The following is a 23404-nucleotide window of genomic DNA, read 5'->3' on the forward strand; positions in this document are numbered from 1 at the left end:
CAGAGACATCGAATTCAGCGAATTGAAATCGATTTTAGCAACTCTTCGCTCTGTGTCAAGCGTCGTCCGTGGGCGTCCGATCGCAAAAAATGGGTGACCGCATGAATCGACGACTTGTCAACCGGGCCAGACAGCCCGTACCCGCTCCATCCGCAATATCTCCGCGGCCCTGGCAGACAGGGCCATGCAGGCGAAAGCCGTTTCTTCCTTCGTGTTCGTGATGCCACGTTAATCCCGCACTTGCTCCGGTATGTCCGGTCGGTTGCACGCACGTCGCGTCGCGGCACTCCCGCCTGGGTTGCCGAACCCGCCCCGAACCGGGGTGGGCGGACACCCGCGCGTGCTGACCGAACTGATGCACCGCCTCGGGCGCTATCTCGATGCGCCCGACGAGTGGTTGCCGAGCCTGAACCGCGCGAACGGTTCGACACGCCAGCAACGCACTGAACGCAGCGTCGCGTGCGTGCAGTTGCTGCGCGCGAGCCTCAAATACCTCGATCTGTTGACCATGCGCGTGGGTGTTCCGTCGACGGACAACGGCATGCAGAATCTGACGCTGCCGTTTCTCGCCGGGCAGGCTGGACTTGATCAGCGGCGCGCGGAGCGTGCAATGCGCGACCTTCAGAAGGCAGGGCTGACGTCGGTGCGTCCTCGCTGCCAGCGCAGCGAGGACGGTGACTACAGAGGACTAGCTGCGATCAGGTTCGTGCCGCCGGCGCTCTTCGGTGCCTTTGGGCTCGCGAAATGGCTGCGGCACGAGCGTAGCAAAGCGGCGTTGCGTCAGCAGAGGCGGGCGGCCGCCGACTCGAAGCAACACTGGCGCGATACACGCGACGCGCGCGAGCACGCCCGTGGCCAACTCTGGTTGACCGGCATAAAAAACGGTGTAACAGACCGTGCCTGTCGCTCACGGCCCCGATCGTCCGGTGGCATGGGCGTCGACGCCGAATTCGAGTTCGAGCGCCAGGTCCAGATCCGCGCCGGCCAGCTCAAGGAGGTTGATCCTTCGCTGGACCACGAGGCCTGTTTCCGGCTCGCTCGTCAGCAGCTCGCGCCTCCACCCAGCTAGTCTCTACCATGTTCCAAACTCACCAGAGCCATCGCGTATCGCGAGGCAGTGGCTCGCCCAACTACTGCGATTCGTGGCGGCCCCGCGCCATCCAGGCCGTGACCGGCGGATTCGTGCATGCTCAGCGTCGACTGCAAGGCAAATTTCAGCTCGGTCCGCGGCGTTATCCACAGAGGCTGCAATGGACAATCGAATAAGTGTCGGGAAGCTCAAGATCTAACTGTCGGTTCTTTATCACAGTCTCTTTTCACTACCCATGGCATGATGGCTGATGAGGCAGCGCTCGGCCAGACCACGCCGGCTGTTCGATGTCGGATCGGGTTCGGCCATCAGCTGCCCTTGGCGACTGTCGACTCCCCGGCAACTGACTGACAACCCTGTCGGCAATCGGTCGGTTGACGAATGTGCTCCGTTCCATATAATGAGCGTTCACTCACTCATTGTTCTTCATGGCCCGCCCTCTCAGTGCAGACAAGCGCCAAGCGATCCTCGAGGCGGCCACCCGGCTGATCGCAGCGGAGGGACTGTCCGCCTCCACAGCTCGCATCGCGAGGGCAGCCGGCGTCGCCGAGGGGACCATCTTCATCTACTTTGAGAACAAGGATGAACTGGCCAACCAGCTGTATCTGGACCTCAAAGGCCAGCTGCGACTGGCTTATTCGGACCTGCCGGGCTCGAAGGATCTGCGCGAAAGTCTTTGGCAGTTTTGGTCCGCCTACGTGAGCTGGGGGCTGGCGCATCCAGCGCAGCGCCAGGCGATGACGAAGCTCCAAGTCTCCGACCGAATCAGCCCCGCAACGCGGGAGTCGGTCGCGGAAAGCTTCCAGGTCGTCAGCGGCCTGTTGATGAAGGCCAGGTCGCAGGGGGCGCTGCGCAAGCAGCCGTCGGCATTCGTCGGCGCGCTGATGGTTGCGATGGCCGAGGCCACTATCGATTCGATCGCCGCGGAGCCCAAGCTCGCCAAGACCGCTTGCGCCGACGGCTTCTCGGCATTCTGGCGCGCCATCGCGACGGGCTGATTTCTAACGAGCGCCCCGCCGTCCTTCGGCCCAACTCAAGAAGGAACGAAGATGAATGAACCAACCCGACGCGATTTTCTCGCGGTCGTGGCCCTAGGCGGCGCCGGACTTGTCGCGGGCTGCGCGTCGCTGGCCGGACGGAATCCACACAACTTGGAAGGAAGCATGATGATGCGTAAAGTGAGTTTCAAGCGAGATGGCTTGACGCTGGCGGGAAACCTGTTCGAGCCCGAGAACTTCAACAACGAGAGCGGCCGTTACCCGGCGGTCGTCGTGACGGGCTCTCTCAGTTCGGTTAAAGAGCAGATGGCGGGCGCTTACGGGCGCAAGCTCGCGGAGAACGGGTTCGTGGCGCTTGTGATCGATTACAGTCACTATGGCGAAAGCGAAGGGCAGCCTCGGCAATTGGAGTCTCCCGCCGCCAAATTGAGCGATCTGAAAGCCGCCGTCTCGTATCTAACTGCCTTGCCTTATACGAAGGCTGTCGGGATGGTCGGAGTGTGCACATCAGGCGGAAACGGCGCCTACCTCGTCGCTGACGATGCGCGCGTCAAGGCGTTTGCGACCGTCGCTGCATTCCTGCCAGACCCCGAGTTAAACGAACGTCTTGTCGGCACGGCGGAAATTGACCGGCGTCGCGCGGCGGGAGCGGAGGCGAAGCTGAGATTCGAGCAGAGCGGAGAGCAGGTGATGGTGCCGACCTACAGCGTGGATGATCCGAGCGCCCTGAATTACAACCCGAAGGGAAACTACGACTACTACTTCAACAAGGCGCGCGGCGGCGTTCCAGAGTGGAAGAACGAGTTCGCCGTGATGTCGCACGGGCCCTGGTTGGATTTCGATCCGGTGAGCAAGGCGCCGGCCATCAACGTTCCGACGATCATGGTTCACTCCGACGGATGCGCCTTCCCTGAGCAGGCCAAGAAGTTCTACTCGCTTCTGGGGGCAGTGAAGGAATTGGCGTGGGGGGACGGCACCCATTTCGATTATTACGATCAACCGGCGCAGATCGACTATGCGGTAAAGAACGTCGCCGCCTTCCTCCACAAACATCTGTCGTAGGGATGTTCTATGACACGGGTGAGGCTACCGACGAGATCAAGCCTCCGAGCGACTGATCGCCGGCGTCAAAGTGCGACGGCTGGATGCTCACGCTCAATCGACCAAACGGTCGTCTGCCTATGTGTTCCTCCTGCGGAGCCCCCTTCGGGTGGCTCCGCACGGGTCCGACTGACCGCTTTGAGGCGACGAGTTCAGGATCACGGATGTCGCTGAAGGGTCGGTCAGCGACGTTCGAAACGCACCCCTGAACGCTCGGCGTACGAAAAGGCCCGAATCTTGGCAGCACCCTGTTTGGGGTATTTTTACGCTGAAAAACGCAATACAAAAGCCCGCGCCTGATTAAGTGCGAGCTGTAAAACAGCGCCATTCCGAGACAGGGGGCGTTCGCCTAAGCATAAGGCTGAGTGAAAATCAGTTGGTTTATTTAACGTTGACTAATCCCCTGGATAACCGGATCAATCACCGATTTCCGGCCCACCGCGTCCGCGCGATGCTGTGCGCTCACGCGGCGGCTTATCCCGTTCGACCGCCTGGCCAGCCGCTTCGCGCAGTTGAGCCTTGAACTCGTTGCGCCGTTCCTGACGTTCTTCTGGCGTCAGGTCGGCGAAACGCCGAGATGCGGTGGCTGGCGTCGGCGGTTGCGGGTGTCCGGCAGCTGCCGCGTCGATGCCAGCGCGTTGCGCCCGGGCCTGCGCTACTTCGTGGACAAGCGCTGCCGCTCGCGCGGCGCCGCTGAGTTCAACGAGCGCGCGCCAGGCGCGGTCATCCCGCTCGACTACGTGGCGGATCTCGCGGCGCATTCCCGGATCGAGTCGGTTCAGTCCAACACTCGCCCGCTTCAGCGCCGCACGATCCTTCGCCGGCACCGGCTTGCCTGCCCGGTTTGCGGCCGCCGCAGCGGAGAGGGCATCGGCATACTGCTCGACTGTACGATCGAGGGTCTTTTCGGCCCGTTGCGGCCGCGGCGCATTGGAGAATTCCGCGCGTCGCTGGTTCAGCGTGTGCCGGTAGCCCAGTTCGGGACGGCGATCACGTTCCGCCTGCAGCTCATGCTGCGCACTGAACGATTTTTCGTCGGCGCGCGACAGGCTGCGCATCAGCGCTGCGCCGTCCGCAAACTCGTCTCGGCCGGCCGCCACAATCAGATTTTCCTTGTGTCGGGTCATCGCGACGTAGGCCAGTTCCGCGTGCATGCTCTTCGTGGCCAGCACGTAGGCGCGATCGATCGTCACTCCCTGGCTCTTGTGGACTGTGAGCGCGTAGCCGTGATCGAAATGGCCGTACTGCGCCGTGTCGACCGCGAGTCGCCGGCCGTCATCGAGGCGCACATGCAGCACGATGCCTGCCGCGTGCCTATCCGGCAGCACCTCGATCTGCTCGACCGTGCCCAGCGTCCCGTTCTTGACCTGCATTACGTATTCGTTCTGCAGGAACATGATCCGCTCGCCGGCGGCGATCGCGATGTGCCGCTCCTCGGTTCGCACGGTCTGTTCGGCGCCCAGCTCGCCAGTGGCCCGCCGCAATTCGCGCACGCGCGCATTCAGCGCGCAGCGCTCTTCGTTGGTATGCGTCAGCATCAGCTGGGTTTTGCCGGGGCTTGCCCAGCGATCATCCTGCCATTGCTCGATCAGCTGCTCTCGCGCGTCGGCGACGGTGGCATACAGCTGCACGCCACCGTGTTCCGCATACGCAGATACGGCCGTTTGCACATCGTGCCGGGCCAGCGCCGACGTTGCTTCGCGCTGCCAGGCCTCGTCCTGCCGCTTGATCTCGGTCAGGCTTTCGAGCCGGTTTGCGGCGGCCGCTTCGCGCGACACGGCGCGAAAAGCATCGCCCGCGTCGACCGCATGCAGCTGCCACGCATCGCCCACCAGCCGCACGCGCGCACCGGCCGCCTGCGCGTGGCCAAGCAGTTTTTCCATCTGCCGCGAGCCAACCATCCCGGCTTCGTCGATCACCAGAACCGTTTTCGCATCCAGCGTCACCGTGCCGTGTTCTATGCCAGAAAGCAGACTGTGCAGCGTCCGGCTTGCGATGCCGGCGTCGCGCTGCATGTCGTCGGCCGTCTTGCCCTGCAGGGCCGCGCCGATCACGCGCAGTCCGTCCGTCTCGAGGGCTTCGCGTGCCGCGGCGAGCACATAGCTTTTGCCGGTACCCGCCGCACCATTCACCACCACGAGCTGGCCGCTGCCGGCGAGCGCCACAAAAGCCGCGTCCTGTCCCGCATTGAACTTCCGGGTCGCCCGTAGCATTTTGCGAATCGCGGCGTCGCCCGTTGCCGCGTCGCCGGCGCGACTCATGGAACGCGCACGCTCGACCAGCCGGACCTCGATTGCACGCAGATCTGCCGACGTGAACCACTCGCCCTGGCGGCCGGAATCCTTGAGCGCCAGCAGTTCCTTCGAATTCATCAGGCGTGCGTAAACCTGCCGGAACTGTTCGGCACCATCGGTATTGCGAAACACGAACTGCTCGACGTCGCGTCGCGAGAAGATGGACTGATTGATCGTCAGCGCGGCGACGCCGATCGCGGGATTGATGAGCAGCCGCTGGCCATTGCGGTAAGCGCGCTGGCGATTCTCTTTCAGCACACTGGCCATCACGCCACGCTCGCCCGCGTAGCGCGCGACGCCCACTTTAACGGACGGCTCCAGCTCGATACCCAGCGTCCGGTAACTGCGATGGTCGATGCGGGCCTCGATGCCCGCCCGTGCCATGAAGTGATTGGCCGTGACGGCCCATTCTTCCCGCACGTCGCGAACAAACTGTCGGCTGGTGAGGTAGCGGTCCTTTCCGGCACCGCCTTTTTCGGGTTCCTGCGCATTCCAGCGCCTGAAGTATTGCGCCGGATCACGCGAAATGCCGTCGTTCACGCGTTCGGTGAACATGATGTGCGCATGCGGCTGTTCCAGTCCATCGCTTGCCGCCGGATTGTGGATCGCCCAGGTGTACGCGTGCCGCTCGCCGAGGGTGTTTTCCACGAACTCACGCACGAGTGCGACGCGCTGTTCATCGTCCAGTTCGCGCGGAATCGAAACCTCGATCTCCGTGTACGGGCGACCGTTTGCTCGCTCGTACGTGTCCGCTGCCTGCCAGAAAATGCTGGCATCGTGCGCGGCCCACGCCGGCATGTTGCCGCTCTCGGTCATCTTAAGGTCGCCGCGTTCCTCGAACTTCCCACCGCGGGAAATGTAGGCATAGTGATCCTCCCGCGCAATGTACTTTGCGTGCTCCCCTGCGGCGGCCTTCCTGCCTGCTTTTACGCTCAGGTGGTACGTTGGCATTGGCGGTCTGGCTTTCGTCTTATCATAAGCTGTTTCTATGCTAGCATAGAAACGCGGAAGCGCGCTTTGACTCGCTTTGCTCGCCAGATACTGCCGGGTGGCGCCTCCTTGCTGGCTCGCTTTTGCGGTTTTCATAATCTGAAATGGCTTGGCAGAAAGGGGTCGATGGTCGGTCTGCGCTGTCGCCCGATGCAACGTGAATTTGATCCAGGAGAGAAATGATGGCAAAGGCCGAATGGCTCACGGAACACGTCCAGTACATCAAGAGTTTGAAGTCGCCCACCGCCACCCAATCGTTGCTGGTCGAACTGGCCGCAATTCCGAATCCGACCGCGCAGGAGTCCCGCCAGTTAGACAAGCTGGTCAGGCTTGAAAAGATTAACCAGAAGGCCGACGCGATGAAGGCCGAAGCGGCCCGCATGCTGAGCGCACGGCGCGAGGATCAACGCAAGGCCCGCACGCGCGAACTGATTGAACTAGGTGGCATTGTCTCGATGACTAATTTTCCGGTGGATCGCGGCACGCTGACCGGCGCGCTGCTATGGGCACTCGATCAGTTCAGGACGGACGACGATTTGCAGCACACGCTCAAGAAACGCGGTGACGCTTTCATCGCTGAGCGCGAAAATGAGAAAAAAGTGGAGTTGCAGGCCAGCGCGGAGGTAGCTGCTGAAGCGGCTGCGGCGGAGAAAGTCCCCGCGTAACGCACTGTGCCCAGCCGGATCGTCCCTGCGCTGCGCTCCGGGTCGGCCCTCTCCCCGCACCTGCCGGCGCGGGTCCCCGTGCGCCTCGATCCGGGCGCGCAGGCGCGCGCGATATCACAGCGGTCTGCGTGGCTTCGGGCTCGCAGAAATAGAAAAAGCGCGTCGTGGGGAACGACGCGCCGGAGGCATAAAAGGGGATTCTGGAAAATGAGCCGGGTATCGATCAGCGCCCCGGAACAGCTTCATCCGGGGCGCTGTACTGGGCTCGCTTAGGCTTCTTCCTCCTCCTCGTCTTCGTCGTCCCAGACGACCGGGGTTTCCCGGCTCACCAGCACCTCGGGCAACCAGTGTGCATCGGCCAGCAACCGTTCTGCCGTGTCTGCCGCTGCGTCTTTCTTCAATTTCTCCAGCGGTGCCGCCGCTTCGGGGGAGAGCGCCTGCGCTACTACGTCAACGATACGTGATTTCGAAACGTGGTTCAGATAGCTCGTTCGCGTCGGCGTCCAGTACTGCGTCATATCGACGTTGAGCAGATTCATCAGCACGTTCACCGGGTGTGTGCCATCCGATTCGCTTACCCCGTTGACGGTCGCGGCCACGCAGAAGGCAAACAGGTTGCTCAGCACGTCTTCGCTCTGCGTCATGAGCCAGGGCAGCACATCACTGAAACGCTCCGGCAGCAGCGCGGTCCACTTTTCGCGCTCGGCCGAAATCTCTTTCCATGCCGCGCTGGCTTCCATGTCGTCCGCTGTCTGCAACAGGCGGTTGTGTGCGCACGTGGCCCGCACGTCGGCGGCATGCTGGTCGTAGACGCAGACATAGCGGTCATCGAACACAACCGGGATCAGGCGGTGCATCAATACCGCCAGTGCGGCCACCGGGTTCCGTGCAAGTTCGATCTGGACGGCGGCGGTGCGGTGCGCCGTCAATCGCTTGTTGAGGTCTTTGCCGTGCAGCGGCTTTTCTGCTGGCGCTGGCAGTTCGTCAGCACCCGTCACACCTTCGCGATTCACGCTGGCCCGGTCCTCAAGTTTGACCAGTCCGCGCTCGATCACGGCCTTGCCGTCATGGTCGAGGGTCACGAACGCGCCTGCCCGCGCCTTCTGGTCGTCGCTCCAGATTTCGAGACGTTCCGCGAAGTCATCCAGCGCCTGGGAAGCTGCGTTGGCTGCGACTTCCAGTGCGTCGCGGCGGGCGTCATCCTCGGATTCGTCCTCGGCGTCGTAGTACGCGTTCAGTTCCGCTGCAGCCTGTTCGCTCGCTTTCGCCAGCGCGCGAAGCTCGGTCTTTTCCTTCTTCGTGTACTCGCGCGACACAGACGGCAACCGGCCAAAGCGGGCCATTTCGGAAAAGTCCCGGCGCACACGTGTTTCGACCCAACTCCAGCCCTCGTTGCTCAAGGTCTGCGCGACAGAAACCAGCTTTTCCGCGACCAGACGATGCAGCAGTTCGGCATCGGTCACATACCCGGCGTTGTGCTCGTCGCTGAACAGGTCGCGGCGCACGTTGCCTCCTGCTGCCTCGTACGCGTCGAGCGTGACGAACGCAACCAGGTTGCTGTCGGCCACGTCGATTTCGTTGTTTGTGATCGCGGCGCGCAGCTGCGCCGGGTTGCGTTGCCACGCCTGGGCGGCATCAAACCACAGGCGTTCCTGCAGTTCGTGATCGTCCGTCAATGCAAGCGTGCGGATCTGTTCCAGCGTCATGCCGTCGTCGCGAAAGACGTCGATCAGGCGGGGCGACACGTTCGCAAGTTTCAGGTGCCTTTGCACCTGGATTTCAGACAGCGAGAAAAGAGCCGCAATGTAGTCCACCGTACGGCCTTCATTGACCAGCAGGCGGAATGCTTCACAGGCGTCCGCCGGATGCATCGGCTCGCGCTGCTGGTTCTCGATCAGCGACACGGCGACGGCATCGGCTTCGCTCACAACCTTGACCGGTACGAGGTAGCTGTCATCGACCCGGCCAGTCGTGCGCAGCAGTTCCAGTGCGAGCAGGCGGCGCTGGCCCGCGCATACGCCCAGCTTGCGCTGCTTGCCGCGCGCCTTCACCTCGTGGGCGACGAGGTTTTGCATGACGCCTGCCGCAGCGATGTTCCCGGCCAGTGTCTCGATGCCGGTAGGGGCTTTGCGGCGCACGTTGTGCGGTGACTTGCACAACAGTGCGAGCGGCACCTATTCGATCTGGGTGTCGTTGCCGAAACTGCTTTCGGGAACGGTTTCGGTTGTACGGTTTTCAACGATTTGATCCACGGTTATCTCCGGTTATGGCCATCGCACCACGCGAGGCACATAACCATTATAAGGACATAATGACCTAAACAAAGAATATGTTGATGGATATCATTTGAATTTTTTAATTGAACAACAAAAGCGATTTAAAATGAAAATAAGAATATGCTATCGTTAGGACAAAATGTCACTATAATTAAATTGTGCCTCGCGTGGTGCGATGGCCATAACCGGAGATAACCGTGATTGATAATGAAACCAGAATCTCGTCAAACGTTGTTGTTGATGAGTTGCGTCTGAAGTTCCTTCCTCACTACCTGGGCGCGCGATACCTCCAGGGCGAGGCATTGGTGTACGACTGGGCCGCGCGCCTATCGAGTGCCTACAACGGCGGTTCGTGGGACTTCTTCCAGTTGTCGAATGGCGGCTTTTATATGGCCCCCTCGAACTGCGGACGGGTGCACGTGCGGTGGCATATGAACGGCTACAGCGACATGATGGGCGCGGACGCGTTCGGGATCGTCGTCACGCTATTCGCCCTGTGCCACCTGGCGGAAAAGTGCGGCGATGACAGAATCATTGACCACTACCACTCCCTGCGTGCCTTTGCGACGCAGCACGCAGAGGCCGCGAACATTCTCCGCGCTATCGACTAATCAGCCAGCCCCGGCCTGCGGGCTGGGGTTTTCGCCCTACCTGAAAATCAGTGAGGAAGAAATGGACCTGACCCAAATTCGGCCAACCTGGCTGACCGCACTTCTGCCTTTGCTGGCCGTCTACCAGTACGGGGACCGTGACATCGTGCGTGCTGAACTGTTCCGTATGGCGCTGTCGGCGGATGCAGCGGCGAAGACAGCCGACGCGCTGCACCGCATCGCCAACATGCTCGACCGGGACGGTCATGCGATCGACATGCACCGCGAAGAGCTTCGCGCGATCGCGCGCGCCGCGCTTTCGGAGTTTGACCGCGTACCACCCCGCGCGCCTCTGGTAGCGGTTCACGAAGCGGTCCGCCACACTCGGGAGCGTGCCGCATGACGACAGAACTGAGGCGAGGTTGCGAACTGAAGCGCGGCGACGTGCTGTGCACATGGTTCGGCAATCAGACGATTCTTGAAATGCAGCCATACAGCGGCCCGTTTGACTTCATCTGCGGTGTGGCGAAGTTGCCGGATGCCGAAATGTCGATCGACCGGGGCGGACTCTACGAAGTGTTGTTCGCCCAATAAGCTGAACCGCCCACGTGTGTATGGACACACTTGCGCGCGGGCTTCGGAGACTGACATGCCAACCTTTACAATTGCCGGGATTGAACAGGCGATCAACGTATGGCGCAACCGCCAGGCGTCAGGAGAAGGCGCGGCGCTGTGCCCGAAAGCGCGTCACCTTGCCGAGATGGCGAGATGATCTATACACATGCAACGGCCGTCGACGTGTCTACCCTGACCACCGAGCAGGCGGAAGCTGTGACCACCGCCCTTTATCAACAGGAATTGCCGCTATGACCGACAAATCGAAAATTTCCCCCTATGTGCTCGAACAGTTCCGCCGCGAGCAGGAGAAAAGCGACGCCCACTTTACTACCGCGCCTGCGCGGCTTTTTTGAGGCATGGATCCAGGCTGTCATGCTGGCCGGTCCAGTCTATTTCGGCGATGGCACCAGAGAGGCCGTTGAGAACGCAAAAGACAAGTCGGCTCTCGCGCCCAATGGGGCGGTCATTCTCGGTGCCTTCGGTGTTCTCAGCAGCGGCGAGCGCACCTTCCTTGGCGCGCTGTATTTGCGCTACAACTCGGACGATAGCGTTCTTCTGTGGGAGAAAGCAGGCATCAGGGGCTTTACCGACCTGTCAGGGCTTGACATTGTTCGTCGCAAGCTTGATAGCGGAGCTTCTGCTGAACTACGTTGGTTGGTAGGCGGGTCCGAGGCTGACAGGCTCCGGTTCGTCAGCCCGATCGCAGACATCTGTGCCGGGCGCCTCCTTCCTGCTAAACCAGGACTCGTAATGACCGGAAGCGTATCGCGCGCGCCTGCGCGCCCGGATCGAGGCGCACGGGGACCCGCGCCGGCAGCGTGGGGAGAGCGCCGGACCGGAGTGCAGGGGAGGGACGATCCGGTGAGGCGTTGTGCACCTGTGGCCGGGGTCGTCAAGCAGCCGCAGGCTGCGTGTTTCCATCCGCGGCGAGGCCGTAGGGCTGGATCGAGGTCCGGCGCAGCAATGAATCGTTCAGGATCAGGAGGGCACCATGTTTCGAGTTCAGGTCTGGGATGACGACGCGAACTGCCACGTTGATGTGGTGCTCAGTTTTGACCAGTGGGGCGCGGTCGGATTCAGACACGCGCAGTTGGGCGATACGCTGGCGGAATACGACGATCCGGGGGAGGCATGGCGAGATGCAGTTGACCTGCAGGAACGATTCGGCGACGCGATCGTTACGCATGCTCGACATGCCGACCGGGGAGCGACACTTTGATGGGCGCAATCTGCCGGAGGTTGGCATAGAGACCGGTGAATCTTCGGCAGCCCCCGAAATCTGGACGGACGACTGGATCATCCAGCTTGCCGTGCGTATACGGGTGACGAGTGCCGGCGGCGACGTGTACGAACCTGCCCGGGTATCGCACCCGATGACTCGCGATCAGGCAGTCAAGACGCTCAAGGAGTGCGAAGCGCGGTGGCCAGAGTATGAGTTCCACGCGCACATATTACGGCTGGAGGAAAAGGTCGCTGCGGACGCGATCGACCGGGCGCGAAGTTCCGTCCGAACCAGGAAGTCCGACTAAGAGAAAAGGTGGTAGAAAAATGACGGTTGATATTCATACACCCATTCGGGCCGAGTGTCTGCTTCCGGCGGATGAGGGATGGGAGCGGCCTCGAGGCGCTGAAGTTCAGGAGGTGGTCCGCCGCATCGGCCTGTCGGGTCGGGCTCTTGCCCGAGTGCTCGGGCTGAGTGAGCATGGCGGCCGCCAGGTCAGACGCTGGATAAGCGGAGAAACGCCCGTTCCCTATATAGCGTGGGCAATTCTCTGTGATATGGCGGGCCTGGGCACAATCTGGCGCGGCAAAACCCTTGAATTGGGCTTGAGTGGTGTGGCTGAGTCAGTGCCCGACGACGAATGACCAGACGTTACGTTTGATGTTGCGCGATAAAAAGAAGTGCCTGCGCACCGAGGCGCGCAGGCTGAATGCATTTCACGATAAGGAGATGGGCTGAATGTCCTGGCTGATTTCGAGGCCAGCCAGAACCTGAGAGGTTTTCAGAGCAGCGGCGGGGCTGTGGCCAAGGTTTGCGGCACGAAGTTCGGCCGCAAACCGATGCTTTCGCGGGCGCAGGTTGACCAGATCTATCGCCTCGTTGTTCGGCATTTACCGGTCGACTCTGTTTAGCCTCCTGTCGCAGCGCTCCAACTCTATAAAAACAAGGTAAACATGCTGTCACTGCCCAACAGGAAAAACCTGCCCAGATGGATCATGGGACCGCGCACTGTTTTTTGAGCGGCTTTGTCATCGCTCTCGTCATGGGGCCGCTATGCGCAATCTTCCTGTACGAAAGCCGACAGGGCGCGCCGGACCGGCCACGCGAAAACTCGCGAAACGTCACGCTCATTGTAGAGCGCGATATCGAGCTGTACGCGCTTTCACTGCAGAGAGTTTTGACGGACTCGGCAATCCGCAAGTGATGGCCGTGGCACCCCGTCTGCGAAATCAGCTCCTGTTCGACAGCGTACAGCCGAAATAATCTGGGCTTGATGCTCCTGTTCGATGCTTCAGGCAACATCGTCATCGACGCGGGGATCGATACCCCGCGCACAGGCAGCTTTGCTGACCGCGACTACTTCATGGTCCAGCGCGCACTATCCTTGTTGCAAACGTAAGCGGCGTTTCGCGTATGCCTCAACGGCGCCGAATTTGATCTGAGTTCGCTCAGCAGAGTCCATGAACTGTATCCCGTCTCCTCCCATTGGAAAGGCACAGGGAGGCGCTAGCGGATCGTGTTTCGAGGGTGAGTCGAATCTTCAGGACGCTCCTCTCTGCGGTAATATACAGGTCAATTCTTGGCACCATACATGATTCAGATCAGACACCCCGAACGCCTCATCAGCCTTGTTAGAGAACTCGCTGGATTACCGTCCGAGACAGGATGGGTAGAGTTCAAGGCGAACAACGAGCGGCCCGAAGACATCGGCGAATATATATCGGCACTGTCGAACTCTGCTGCGTTGTTAAATAAGGCATTTGGGTATCTGCTTTGGGGAATAGACGACAGGACACATGCCATCGTCGGCACGACGTTTGATCCGACGTCAGCGAAAGTCGGAAATGAGGAGCTGGAAAACTGGTTGTTGCGGTTGTTGACGCCGAAGGTACCGTTTCAGTTTTTTAACATCGTCATTGACGACAAACGCCTCGTATTATTGGAGATTGGGCGGGCGTACCGACACCCAGTACAATTTCAAAATACGGAATTTATCCGGATCGGTTCGTATCGCAAGAAGCTCAAGGATCACCCTGAAAAAGAGCGAACGCTCTGGCGCATCTTTGACGAAACCCCTTTCGAAGCGATGATCGCAGCGCCGGATGTGAGCGAGGAGGATCTTGTTACCCTACTCGACTACCCAGCATATTTTGATCTGGCCGAAGTGCCGTTGCCAGAGAGCAGATCACAGATACTCGAGCGTCTCAGAAGTGAAGGGCTAGTTACCAGGAATATCTCCGGTCGATGGGACGTCACGAATCTTGGCGCGATTCTCTTTGCAAAGCGGCTTGATGATTTCCCACATCTGCGTCGGAAGGCAGTCCGGGTCATCGCGTATGCGAGCAATAGCCGGATCGAAACGCTGAAGGAGCAGGTAGGCAATAAAGGGTATGCCTCCGGGTTCGAAGGACTGATCGGATTTGTAAATAATCTTGTTCCGTCGAACGAGGTCATCGGAAAAGCGCTGCGTCGCACCGTACCCATGTATCCTGAGTTGGCTGTGCGCGAACTGGTAGCTAATGCCCTTATCCACCAGGACTTCACTGTCGGCGGCTCTGGACCAATGATCGAGATTTTCGCTGACCGGATGGAGATATCTAATCCAGGTATTCCGCTGGTGGACGTCGACCGATTTCTTGATACGCCTCCTCGATCCCGCAATGAAACTCTTGCTTCCCTGATGCGGCGTTTCGGTATCTGCGAGGAGCGAGGGAGCGGCGTCGACAAAGTCGTCTATCAGACAGAGTTGTATCAGCTTCCGGCTCCAGATTTCGCAACGGCAAGTGAAAGTACGCGAGCTTGTCTGTTCGCCCATCAGGAGTTGGGCCAGATGGACAAACGCGATCGCATCCGTGCATGTTATCTACACGCGTGCTTGCGATATGTCTCGCGAGACTACATGACTAACACGTCGCTGCGAGAACGGTTTGGCATCGAGCCGCAAAATAGTGCCACAGCATCCCGCTACATAAAGGAAGCGGTCGAAGCCGGAGTAATCCGACCCTATGACGAACTGGCGGGTCGAAAATACATGAAGTATGTGCCTCATTGGGCCTAGACCGAGCTGATCTTATTTGATCCGACATCGCAACGATGCCGAAAAGTCGGATAGGAGCAGGTGCTTTTGTGTTTAAAATCAAGTGATTAGCGTAGAAATTTCTATTTGATGCTCATTTGATAGCGCGGCCGGGCAGGTGGCCGTCCCCAACGACGGCTCGCCAAAAATTGTATCGGCTCGTGTGGCGCTCAAGGCGCTAGGCTCTCACGCCGACTTGTCCCAGTCGCAAGAAGTCCAGCATGACTGCTCGGCCCCCCATTCTTTTGCGAGAAGTAAATCACAAGGGTCCGAACGTGCTCCCGAAAATGCTCACCATCAAGGCTGGCGTCTGTGGAAAATACGCAACTAACGGTCGATATCGATCGCGCAGACAGACAGCAAACCAAAAAACCCGCTGACAAAGATGGTGCCGCACGTACGGACGGTTGGTGTGCGTATGCTGACCTCATTAAAAGCGCAGGCAAGTCGAATGCAACGTCGCGCGTCACGCGCTTGAACAGGATTTCTGGTTGCCGCGCGGCGCCGATGCAGCCCGTACGCTCAAGACTTTCGAAGACGGGCGTAACCGGATCGTCGCCGTTGCGCTGAGAAAATTGTCGGCGCGCCCGGACGAGCCGCTACGGCTAGCCGTCAATGACTTCGCAAGGCGGTAAACCGCGATTGACGGGCGCATGATTGCAATCCCGGGGACGCCTCGGTCAAATAAAAGCGCGATCGTTCATGTCCCGTCCTTAACACCTCGAGGTTATCTGGCCGGTCTATTTTTCGTTATGCCACGGTCGATGTAACGGTTAAATGCGGCCTCGTCCTCGTAAAATGACCTCGACAGCGCGTCGTCGGCCCAGTCGATCAGGCGCTCGATCACCGCGCGCCTGGATAGGCCAACGTGCGCGACCAGCCGTTCCAGTGCGAAAACTCGGGAGCCATTCATCGTCAAGGAGAGACGCCGCTCGCCAGAACCGGGGTCTTCCGGACCCGGACGACGTCCGAGGACCGCCGCTGCGTCCGAAGCCGCCCGGGCAGACGGCGTCGCCCGTGACATCGCCTCAAGCTCGCGCCGCGCCTGCGCCAGTTCACCATGCAGCTGGCCGCACTCCCGCACCAGGGCGTCATAGGCCTCGGTTGGCGGCGGGATATTTTTCGTTACAGTAACGGATTTTGTGCGAACACCATGCCGGGCCCGCCACGCCGCCTGGCGCTCGGCGTTCGACAGTGCATCGGGCTTCCGTGGCCGGCCACGGCCACGTTTTTCCGTGGTGCCGGTTACCTTGTCGTTGGCCGGGGGCGACATGATCCCTCCTAGGTGGTTGATCACATCTACTTTACGTTATTCGTAACGATAATTTTATATTTCGTTACGCGTAACGTAAATATGCATCAGCGTGCGTTGCACGGAATGCATTCATCCGGGCGGTAACGGACGCTGTCAGTTATCGAGGCGGAGATCAATTCTTTCGTCGGGATCGATGTCCCATGGGGCGAAATAAAAGCACGACCGTTCAAATGTTGATCATTTCTTTTATGTCAAATCTAGTCCAACTCCCTCCTTTGTTAGGCACACATTTAGACGTCAAACGATGCTATAATCGTGCATTATCATGGAGGTTATGATGCGAACCACAATTGCTTTGGACGATGATTTGGTCTCCCGGGCACAAGACTACACGGGATTGAACGAGAAGTCCGCTCTTGTGCGGGAAGCATTGAAGGCGCTGATCGAACGTGAAGCTGCGCGCAGGCTCGCCGCCCTGGGTGGCAGTCAGCCGGGCATCACTGCCGCGCCGCGCCGGCGGCAGGAGGTTGAATGATCCTCGTGGACACGTCTGTGTGGATTGATCACATCGATCGTTCAGAGCCGATAATGGTCGACCTTCTGCTCCATGACCGAGTCCGGATCCATCCATATGTGATCGGCGAAATATCGCTAGGCAGTTTGCGCGACCGTTCCACTGTGCTTCGTGCTTTGAATGACCTGCCTCGCGTGCCCGTCGCCATGCCTGACGAAGTCTTCTATCTGATCGAGCAACAGCAATTGTTCAGTCGGGGAATTGGCTACGTGGATGCATCCTTGCTCGCATCTGCGAGGCTACAGCCTGGTGTGACGATCTGGACGCGGGACAAGAGGTTGAAAAAAATCGCCGACGAGCTTGCCCTGAGCGCGGTTCTGGAGCACTAAGAATTTAGAAGAATTGAAAAAAGCAAATCGTCAGCGAGCGAGACAAGGCCTCAGTCAACTTTCATCCGAATAAGGAGTTGCGATGAATGAGCGGCACCCGAGGCTACTAGGCCAGAGATGTGGGCTGCATCTGGCCTCGGAAAAACCTTGACGGACCGCCTCAGGGCGTGAAGCAGCCGATCCGACGAGATTTACCACGGTCCGTTCCAAGGCCAGCACCAGTCAATCGCCGATGACGTTTCGAATGAACGTCTGGGAAAGCTGCCGCGCCTTTCCCCCAGTTACCAGTTTATGTCCGTCGACTTCCGTGTAGTGCGGATTAGGGCTTTGCCCCCTCGTTGGACATTCGCTTTGTCAAGATGCAAACATTATCGAATATCCTCATCTGGCAAGGCATGTTACCGGACCAGACTGCCGGGGCGAGAGCCATGTGCGCAGCCGGTCAGAGAAGGGGCGCACGTGGTATCGTGCAACGCGCCGCGTAGCGAGAATGCGTTTTCAACGTGAAACTCATGCGCCCTTACTGACGACCTTACAAAAAAATGTTCACGCCTCCCTTCGCGACGTGCGACCAGCCTGCCGGCAATCAGGAAAATCCCCGCGAGCTTCTCAAAACCGTGGTCGCAGCATCGCTTGTCACTGGCCTCGAAATGTTCGATTTCACCGTTTTCGGATTCTTCGCGGTGATGATTGGAGACCGGTTCTTCCCAGCGAACGATCCGATGACTTCATTGCTGTGGGCCGTCGGTACATTCGGCGTCGGCTTTTTCATGCGACCTGTTGGCGCGATGATCATCGGTGCTTACGCGGACCGCGTGGGACGCCGCGCCGCGATGACGAGGACCAGCTGGATGATGGCTCTGGGAGCCGCCGCTCTCGCCCTGTGCCCGTCATTTGCCAGCGTGGGCGTTATTGCGCCGTTCGTTGTCATCGCCGCTCGATCGTTGCAGGGCTTTGCCGTCGGCGGCGACATCGGCGTTGCCGCGACCTTCGTGCTGGAGGCAGGGCCCGTGTCGCGTGGCGGCTATCGGGTCAGCTGGCAGCTCGCTAGCCAGGGCGCGGCCGCGTTGCTAGGCGCAACCCTGGGCGTGCTTCTCACCAGCACGGTGTCGCCGGCCGCCCTTGCTTCGTGGGGCTGGCGGATCCCATTCCTGATCGGTCTGCTGATCGCGCCCGTCGGCCTCTACGTTCGCTACCGGCTGCGCGATGATCCGATTCCCACCAACACCACCAGAAACGCCGGGACACCGCTCGCCGAACTGTGTCGCGAACATGGGACGACGATCCTGCTGGCGATGCTGATGATGATCGGGCAAACCATACCGGTTTACGCGATCGTCTATTTCATGCCGAGCTATGCGACTCGCGTGATGCACATGCCCCCCGTCATCGGATTTCTGGCTTCCGCGTTGTCTGCGCTGCTGCTGGTCGTCATTCCGCCGCTGGCTGGCCGTCTCATAGACAGTCTGCCTCGCCGCAAGCCACTGGCTCTCCTCGCCTCCGGATGCACGGCGCTTCTGGTCTATCCGGTCTTTCTGATGATTACCCGTGCGACCAGCGCGCTGCCTGTCCTGTGCGGCGTCGGGCTCATTAGCACAGTGGTGGCGTTCGGCGCCGGCGCGGTCGCCCTGCTTGTGCTCGAAGCGCTTCCTGCCCGGGTGCGCGCCAGCGGCATGGCCGTTTCGCATGCGCTGCACGTCGCCTTGTTCGGCGGTACTGCTCAATTCATCGTGACGGCATTGATCAGGTGGACCGGCGATCCCATGTCTCCAGCCTGGTATGTGGCGCCGGCGTGCGTGGTGAGCTTCTGTGCGCTGATGCTTTTCAAGGAAAGGCGCTTCGAAACCTGAACCGTCACGCAAGCGTTGACGCCTATCACAGCGTCTGAACCATCTTGTGGTGCAGAGCCCGAAAATCCTGCGGCGCCATGTCGTAGGCTCGCCGGAAGGCGCGCGTGAAATCGGACGCGCTTTTGAAGCCGAGCCCGTAGGCAATCTCCATCACCGCCAAGTGCGGATACCGGATCAGTTCATCGGCCGCATGGCGTAGCCTCAGGTGGCGGATATAAGCGCCAATGCCGCCTTCATGCTGAAACAGGCGATAGATGGTCGGGCGAGGAAGTTGAAGCGCATTTATCACATTTTCAGGGGAGAGTTCGTCTTCGGTCAGGTGCGCCTGAATATGAGGGTTGGCCGCGATTCGTGAATACCCGAAGCTTCAGGTATTCGCGAATCTCGGTCGACCCTCGGACACCCGTTTAGGGAGCCGGCGATGAACGCGAATGGGACGATCACGATGACGATGCGAGAACTGGACCGACTCAATGTCATTCAGGCGATCGTCGAGATGGGACTCAAGCCCGGCCGCGTCGCGGAACGTCTGGACCTCGCTGTGCGTCAGTCGAACGACTGGTGACGCGGTATTGTGAATCCGGCGTTGCAGGCAGCGCCTCACGCAAGCGCAAGGCGTTCCGTTCGTCAATTCGCACTCCTCTCGAGCGCTTGACGAGGACTGCTCGGGTCATTCTGGGAAGCCAATGAATGGGATAATCCGGCGTCCTTTGGACGGACTTCCGAGTTCGGCCAGTTCCGTCGAGCGTGTGACCTGATGACGTGCCAGGACGCCGCGTAGAGGTATCTACTCTACCGCATCCAAGACGCAGAACCACTCTAATCCGCAGGCAAACTGCGCGCCCTTCGATATCGGGCTGGCCGCGGAGTATCTTGAATGTGCGCACCGCCTAAATCGAACTTGCCGGATGGGTCGCAACGGCTATAGCTGGCCCCCTAAAACATGCTTCTTTCTGCGGCGATAGCTGTCGTTAACGACGTGCATGGCTTAATTCAACAACTATACCGACTTAAGTAGCTGCTCGCGGTATGCCTGAGGATTACCGTCAACTCGAGACAGAGACGATGCGCACGATGAGTCAGCGACCTTTGCAATGCCCTCCGTCCTGGCAAACCCATCGATTGCGGCCCTTCCGGTTTTCCGGCTGGCGTGGATCGAGGCTCAAAATGAGCACTTATAGCAAATGCGAGGGGTGATGCCGACATGACCGGGCTCAACAATTGCAATGATCCCGAAGCGCAGGTGTTAACCTGCCTCCCTGCCTCCCGGCAAAATGCCTCGCTATCTTTCATACCCTCGCTGCGTTCCATGTCGTTTCCCCCACCAATTGAACTTACTCGCTTCGAGTCCAACTATCAGTCGACGGTGTCGTAGCTCGATTGATTCCAGATCCTGTCGTAATAACCATTTTGCTGTATTGAACCAACGACGGTCCCACTGTCGATCCAGGCTCACGTTACCGAGCTTCGTCAAAGGCTCTTCGTCCGAGACGCACTCACACGTCTCAGACGAACACCGCCTTAGAACTTGTGCCGGATTCCGACCCTGGCCACAATTTGATTGGATGTCGAGGATACGTCGGCGGCGCCGGGCACATAGGCGAAGTCCAGTACTGAGCCGGTCTTGTCACCTCCTGCGTGCTGATAGGCCCCTTGAACGTAGACGTCCGTCCGCTTTGACAGGTTGTAGTCCGCCATGAGTCCCGCCTGATGGAAAACCGGGTGCGATTTTCCGCTCGTCGCATCGAAGCTCACGTGCGTGTAGGTGTACATTCCGCCCACATAGAAGGCCGGTGTGAACTGGTACTTTGCGTTGACCTCAAAGTTGTTGAAGCGAAGTGATGACAACGTCGCACCGCCAGCAGGCGTGATCGGGCCAACATAAGCGGAACTGAGTGGCTGCGTAAGATAGGTGTTGGTGTAGGCGAAACCGACGGTTGTCGAGCCAAACACATAATTCACGCCCGCCCCGAAAATTTGCAGACGTTTGGCGACGAAGTTTTCATCGCCGCCGTTGTTGATGGCACCATATGACGTTGCGGACGGATTGTTGGCCTGCAGGTACGCCGCCGCGAGCAGCAACCCTCCAACGGTGTATTGCGCGCCTGCACTGTACTGTCGATTGTTGGCGAAGTTCGTGTCGTTGCTGAAGCTGTACGTTCCACCAAACTGGAAGCCAGCGAACGATGGGCTGGTGTACTTGACGGTGTTGTTGACGCGGAAGGTATTGTCGGTATTGTCGTTATCGTACGGATGGGAGAAAAGGTATCCGCCCCAATTTCCGTTGACGGTGGTTTGCGCCAGGTAGTCGACGACCGAGTCGTACTGCCGCCCTAATGTAACCGTACCGTATTGACCATTCGAGAGCCCAACGTAGGCCTGCCGTCCGAAAGCGAGGCCTCCCTGGCCTAGCTTGCCGTTATTGACATCGAAGCCGCTTTCAATCTGGAACACTGCTTTGAGTCCGCCCCCCAGATCTTCCGTTCCTTTCAGGCCCCAGCGGCTTCCCTGCACATCGCCACTTTGCATTCTGTACACCTGGCTTCCCTGGGCGTTGTTCGTGAAGTCGAGGCCTTCGTCGATAACACCATACAGTGTGACCGAGCTTTGAGCAAAGACGGGAAAGGATAACAAAGCGAGGCTCGAAGCCAGCGCCAGCCTGCATCTATGCATTCAGATCTCCAAGGTAGTTTTTTTACTGCTGTTTCGCATCGGCCTGATGGCAGTGCATTCAATCCTTCAGGAAAATCCCGTCGATTGGACCTTCCTTCGCTTGCCGCGCTTCCAACCTTCCAGGCGATGTATTGCTCACTGCGTTAGTGGTCAGCGGCCAGCGTTCGGCGCGACCTATCAGATTGGCCATTACCCGGCACGTCGTGCCTGCCTCCGGCCGTCGTCCGTTTTTGGGTAGGCAAGTGCCAGTGCGCACCCCAGCAGCATGCACATGCCGAACCCAACCATTCCGACTCGCTGGGAATGAAATTCATCGTTCAACCAGCCCAACAGATACGTGCCGATAAAGCCGCCCAGATTGGCAAGCGATGTGATCATCGCGATACCTGCGGCAGCGCCGGTTCCTTTAAGAAAGGTGGGTGGAAGCGTCCAGATGACCGGAATCGTCGCCGCCGCGCCCGCGTTAATGAGCGAGAAAAGCACGACGGTGGTGAGCGTGGTGTGAGGCGTGAGCGCGATCGCGAACAGACCGCAGCCCGCAACCAGACAGGGCACTGCCATGTGCCAGCGGCGTTCGCGCGCGCGGTCAGAACTGCGGCCGCACCACAGCATGCTCAACACGGCGGCCGCGTTCGGCGGCACCATCCAGAGTCCGATCACGAACGGATCGCGCAGGCCCGTGTCGCGCAGGATCGACGGCAGCCAGAAACTCGTCGCATATACGCCGATCATGATGCAGGCGTCGATGAGACCCAAAATCCACAGTCTCCTGTCGATGAACACATGTTTGAGCGACGAGATCTTCTCGATATGCGGATGACTGTCGAGGTTATCGAGCAGGATTCGCTTCTCCTCGATCGAGAGCCATGTTGTCTTTTCGATGCTATTGGGCAGCCACCGCAACACGAAGACGCCTAGCATGAGCGCCGGCAGCGCTTCGATCAGAAGCAGCCACTGCCATCCGCCGAAGCCACGCACACCGTCCATCACGTTCATCAGCCAGCCGGATACCGGGTTGCCGACAAGGCTCGCGATGGGAATGCCGATCATGAACAACGCGACGATCCGCGCGCGCCGTTCATAGGGAAACCATTGCGACAGATAAAGCAGCACGCCCGGCACGAACCCGGCTTCGGCAGCGCCGAGCAGGAATCGCGCAATATAGAATTGCAGCGGAGTCTTGACGAGCAGCGTCGCACCGGATAACACACCCCATGTGATCATCACGCGCGCGATCCAGACCTTGGCGCCTACTTTCTCGAGTACCAGATTACTCGGTATCTCGAAGGCGACGTATCCGACGAAGAAGAGTCCGGCGCCGAGACCATATACGCGGTCGCTGAAACCGAGCGCATCGAGCATCTGCAGCTTTGCTAGTCCGATGTTGACGCGATCGAGGTACGCAGCGAGAAAACACAAGAAGAACAGTGTCAGCAGACGCGCGGTTACTCTGCCATACAGCGCGTCAATACTCTGCGCTCCAATCGCCGGAAGGCGATCAGCGGGAATCGTGGGGCCGGTCGACATGGAATCCGCCGATGAAAATGAATGTGGACTTCGACGCTGATGTTTGCGGTGTCACGACTACCATTCGCTCGTTTCGAATATCGAGTGATGATCCATCCAGTCATAGTGCATGGCAGGGTGATGAGGCAGCAGGGCCACGCCCAAGCCTTTTCGCACCATATTCTCGACGTCTTCCTTATGCGCGGCTTTGGGCTCGCCGGCGTTTTCCGCGCACGCGTCATCGCACACGCCTTTCCCGATGGATAAGCGATTCATGGTCTTCCCTGAAATTAAAGC

The 23404-nt window shown here is 59.5% G+C and carries 23 protein-coding genes and 2 pseudogenes; 16 read left to right on the top strand and 9 right to left on the bottom strand.

Annotated features, from left to right (window positions below; genetic code table 11):
• The first annotated feature begins 340 nt into the window (after window positions 1-340).
• From AB3X96_RS36965 to AB3X96_RS36975, 3 genes are all read left to right on the top strand, one after another.
• Window positions 341-1069 (top strand): hypothetical protein, encoded by a 729-nt coding sequence (locus AB3X96_RS36965; RefSeq protein WP_368593617.1) that lies wholly within the window; start codon window positions 341-343, stop codon window positions 1067-1069.
• A gap of 449 nt (window positions 1070-1518) precedes the next feature.
• Entirely contained in the window at window positions 1519-2088 is a 570-nt protein-coding gene (locus AB3X96_RS36970; protein WP_368593645.1) for a TetR/AcrR family transcriptional regulator, read from the top strand.
• Window positions 2089-2139: 51 nt separating this feature from the next.
• Window positions 2140-3150, top strand: coding sequence for an alpha/beta hydrolase (locus AB3X96_RS36975; RefSeq protein ID WP_368593618.1), 1011 nt, complete (start codon window positions 2140-2142; stop codon window positions 3148-3150).
• A gap of 455 nt (window positions 3151-3605) precedes the next feature.
• On the opposite strand, the gene traA is transcribed toward AB3X96_RS36975, so the two are convergent.
• Window positions 3606-6569 (bottom strand): Ti-type conjugative transfer relaxase TraA, encoded by a 2964-nt coding sequence (traA, locus tag AB3X96_RS36980; protein WP_368593619.1) that lies wholly within the window; start codon window positions 6567-6569, stop codon window positions 3606-3608.
• 86 nt (window positions 6570-6655) lie between these two features.
• Here traA and AB3X96_RS36985 point away from each other — a divergent pair, with 86 nt between their 5' ends.
• Window positions 6656-7138: a conjugal transfer protein TraD gene (locus AB3X96_RS36985; protein ID WP_368593620.1), complete on the top strand. Its 483-nt coding sequence runs from the start codon at window positions 6656-6658 to the stop codon at window positions 7136-7138.
• Between the two features lie 269 nt (window positions 7139-7407).
• Here AB3X96_RS36985 and AB3X96_RS36990 read toward each other — a convergent pair whose 3' ends face one another.
• A complete protein-coding gene (locus tag AB3X96_RS36990) occupies window positions 7408-9312 on the bottom strand; it encodes a ParB/RepB/Spo0J family partition protein (protein ID WP_368593621.1) in 1905 nt (634 codons plus the stop codon).
• Between the two features lie 299 nt (window positions 9313-9611).
• Between AB3X96_RS36990 and AB3X96_RS36995 the strand changes: the two genes are divergently transcribed.
• The 4 genes from AB3X96_RS36995 to AB3X96_RS37010 all read left to right on the top strand — a co-directional run bounded on the left by AB3X96_RS36995 (window position 9612) and on the right by AB3X96_RS37010 (window position 10776).
• A complete protein-coding gene (locus tag AB3X96_RS36995) occupies window positions 9612-10025 on the top strand; it encodes an antirestriction protein (protein ID WP_368593622.1) in 414 nt (137 codons plus the stop codon).
• 61 nt (window positions 10026-10086) lie between these two features.
• On the top strand, window positions 10087-10407 hold the full coding sequence (locus tag AB3X96_RS37000; protein ID WP_368593623.1) for a hypothetical protein: 321 nt from the start codon (window positions 10087-10089) through the stop codon (window positions 10405-10407).
• A complete protein-coding gene (locus tag AB3X96_RS37005) occupies window positions 10404-10598 on the top strand; it encodes a hypothetical protein (protein WP_368593624.1) in 195 nt (64 codons plus the stop codon). The genes AB3X96_RS37000 and AB3X96_RS37005 overlap by 4 nt, the downstream gene beginning before the upstream one ends.
• 55 nt (window positions 10599-10653) lie before the next feature.
• A complete protein-coding gene (locus AB3X96_RS37010) occupies window positions 10654-10776 on the top strand; it encodes a DUF3717 domain-containing protein (RefSeq protein WP_368593625.1) in 123 nt (40 codons plus the stop codon).
• Between the two features lie 738 nt (window positions 10777-11514).
• On the opposite strand, the gene AB3X96_RS37015 is transcribed toward AB3X96_RS37010, so the two are convergent.
• Entirely contained in the window at window positions 11515-11808 is a 294-nt protein-coding gene (locus AB3X96_RS37015) for a hypothetical protein (protein WP_368593626.1), read from the bottom strand.
• Here AB3X96_RS37015 and AB3X96_RS37020 point away from each other — a divergent pair.
• Entirely contained in the window at window positions 11807-12151 is a 345-nt protein-coding gene (locus tag AB3X96_RS37020; RefSeq protein WP_368593627.1) for a hypothetical protein, read from the top strand. The two genes, AB3X96_RS37015 and AB3X96_RS37020, sit on opposite strands and share 2 nt — an antisense overlap.
• A 19-nt stretch (window positions 12152-12170) precedes the next feature.
• A complete protein-coding gene (locus tag AB3X96_RS37025; protein WP_368593628.1) occupies window positions 12171-12488 on the top strand; it encodes an XRE family transcriptional regulator in 318 nt (105 codons plus the stop codon).
• Window positions 12489-12560: 72 nt separating this feature from the next.
• On the opposite strand, the gene AB3X96_RS37030 is transcribed toward AB3X96_RS37025, so the two are convergent.
• Window positions 12561-12734: a hypothetical protein gene (locus AB3X96_RS37030; protein WP_368593629.1), complete on the bottom strand. Its 174-nt coding sequence runs from the start codon at window positions 12732-12734 to the stop codon at window positions 12561-12563.
• A gap of 701 nt (window positions 12735-13435) precedes the next feature.
• Between AB3X96_RS37030 and AB3X96_RS37035 the strand changes: the two genes are divergently transcribed.
• Together AB3X96_RS37035 and AB3X96_RS37040 are read left to right on the top strand one after the other, a co-directional pair.
• The gene (locus AB3X96_RS37035; RefSeq protein WP_368593631.1) at window positions 13436-14902 is read left to right on the top strand and encodes an ATP-binding protein; all 1467 of its coding nucleotides are present in this window, start codon (window positions 13436-13438) and stop codon (window positions 14900-14902) included.
• A gap of 470 nt (window positions 14903-15372) precedes the next feature.
• Window positions 15373-15555: pseudogene (locus AB3X96_RS37040) on the top strand (DUF1488 family protein); the annotation flags it as partial.
• A gap of 92 nt (window positions 15556-15647) precedes the next feature.
• Here the strand turns inward: AB3X96_RS37040 and AB3X96_RS37045 are convergent.
• A complete protein-coding gene (locus AB3X96_RS37045) occupies window positions 15648-16193 on the bottom strand; it encodes a hypothetical protein (RefSeq protein ID WP_368593632.1) in 546 nt (181 codons plus the stop codon).
• Between the two features lie 319 nt (window positions 16194-16512).
• Here AB3X96_RS37045 and AB3X96_RS37050 point away from each other — a divergent pair, with 319 nt between their 5' ends.
• From AB3X96_RS37050 to AB3X96_RS37060, 3 genes are all read left to right on the top strand, one after another.
• Complete coding sequence (locus AB3X96_RS37050; RefSeq protein ID WP_086910444.1) at window positions 16513-16710, top strand: type II toxin-antitoxin system VapB family antitoxin; 198 nt, start codon at window positions 16513-16515, stop codon at window positions 16708-16710.
• Window positions 16707-17078, top strand: coding sequence for a type II toxin-antitoxin system VapC family toxin (locus AB3X96_RS37055; RefSeq protein WP_368593633.1), 372 nt, complete (start codon window positions 16707-16709; stop codon window positions 17076-17078). Before AB3X96_RS37050 ends, AB3X96_RS37055 begins: the two co-directional genes overlap by 4 nt.
• 542 nt (window positions 17079-17620) lie before the next feature.
• Window positions 17621-18928 carry an MFS transporter gene (locus tag AB3X96_RS37060; RefSeq protein ID WP_368593634.1) on the top strand — a complete coding sequence of 436 codons (1308 nt, stop codon included), beginning with the start codon at window positions 17621-17623 and terminating at the stop codon, window positions 18926-18928.
• 25 nt (window positions 18929-18953) lie between these two features.
• Here the strand turns inward: AB3X96_RS37060 and AB3X96_RS37065 are convergent, their stop codons facing one another.
• Window positions 18954-19217 (bottom strand): helix-turn-helix transcriptional regulator, encoded by a 264-nt coding sequence (locus tag AB3X96_RS37065; protein ID WP_368593635.1) that lies wholly within the window; start codon window positions 19215-19217, stop codon window positions 18954-18956.
• A gap of 132 nt (window positions 19218-19349) precedes the next feature.
• Here AB3X96_RS37065 and AB3X96_RS37070 point away from each other — a divergent pair.
• Window positions 19350-19531 (top strand): annotated as a pseudogene (locus AB3X96_RS37070) (helix-turn-helix domain-containing protein); the annotation flags it as partial.
• Between the two features lie 918 nt (window positions 19532-20449).
• On the opposite strand, the gene AB3X96_RS37075 reads toward AB3X96_RS37070, so the two are convergent.
• From AB3X96_RS37075 to AB3X96_RS37085, 3 genes are all read right to left on the bottom strand, one after another.
• Entirely contained in the window at window positions 20450-21601 is a 1152-nt protein-coding gene (locus AB3X96_RS37075; protein ID WP_368593636.1) for a porin, read from the bottom strand.
• Window positions 21602-21790: 189 nt separating this feature from the next.
• Window positions 21791-23128 carry an MFS transporter gene (locus AB3X96_RS37080; RefSeq protein WP_368593637.1) on the bottom strand — a complete coding sequence of 446 codons (1338 nt, stop codon included), beginning with the start codon at window positions 23126-23128 and terminating at the stop codon, window positions 21791-21793.
• A 57-nt stretch (window positions 23129-23185) separates the two neighbouring features.
• Window positions 23186-23383: a hypothetical protein gene (locus tag AB3X96_RS37085; RefSeq protein ID WP_368593638.1), complete on the bottom strand. Its 198-nt coding sequence runs from the start codon at window positions 23381-23383 to the stop codon at window positions 23186-23188.
• Between the last annotated feature and the right edge of the window lie 21 nt (window positions 23384-23404).

Origin of the sequence: Paraburkholderia sp. BR13439, assembly GCF_040948805.1 — a bacterium.
GTDB lineage: Bacteria > Pseudomonadota > Gammaproteobacteria > Burkholderiales > Burkholderiaceae > Paraburkholderia > Paraburkholderia youngii.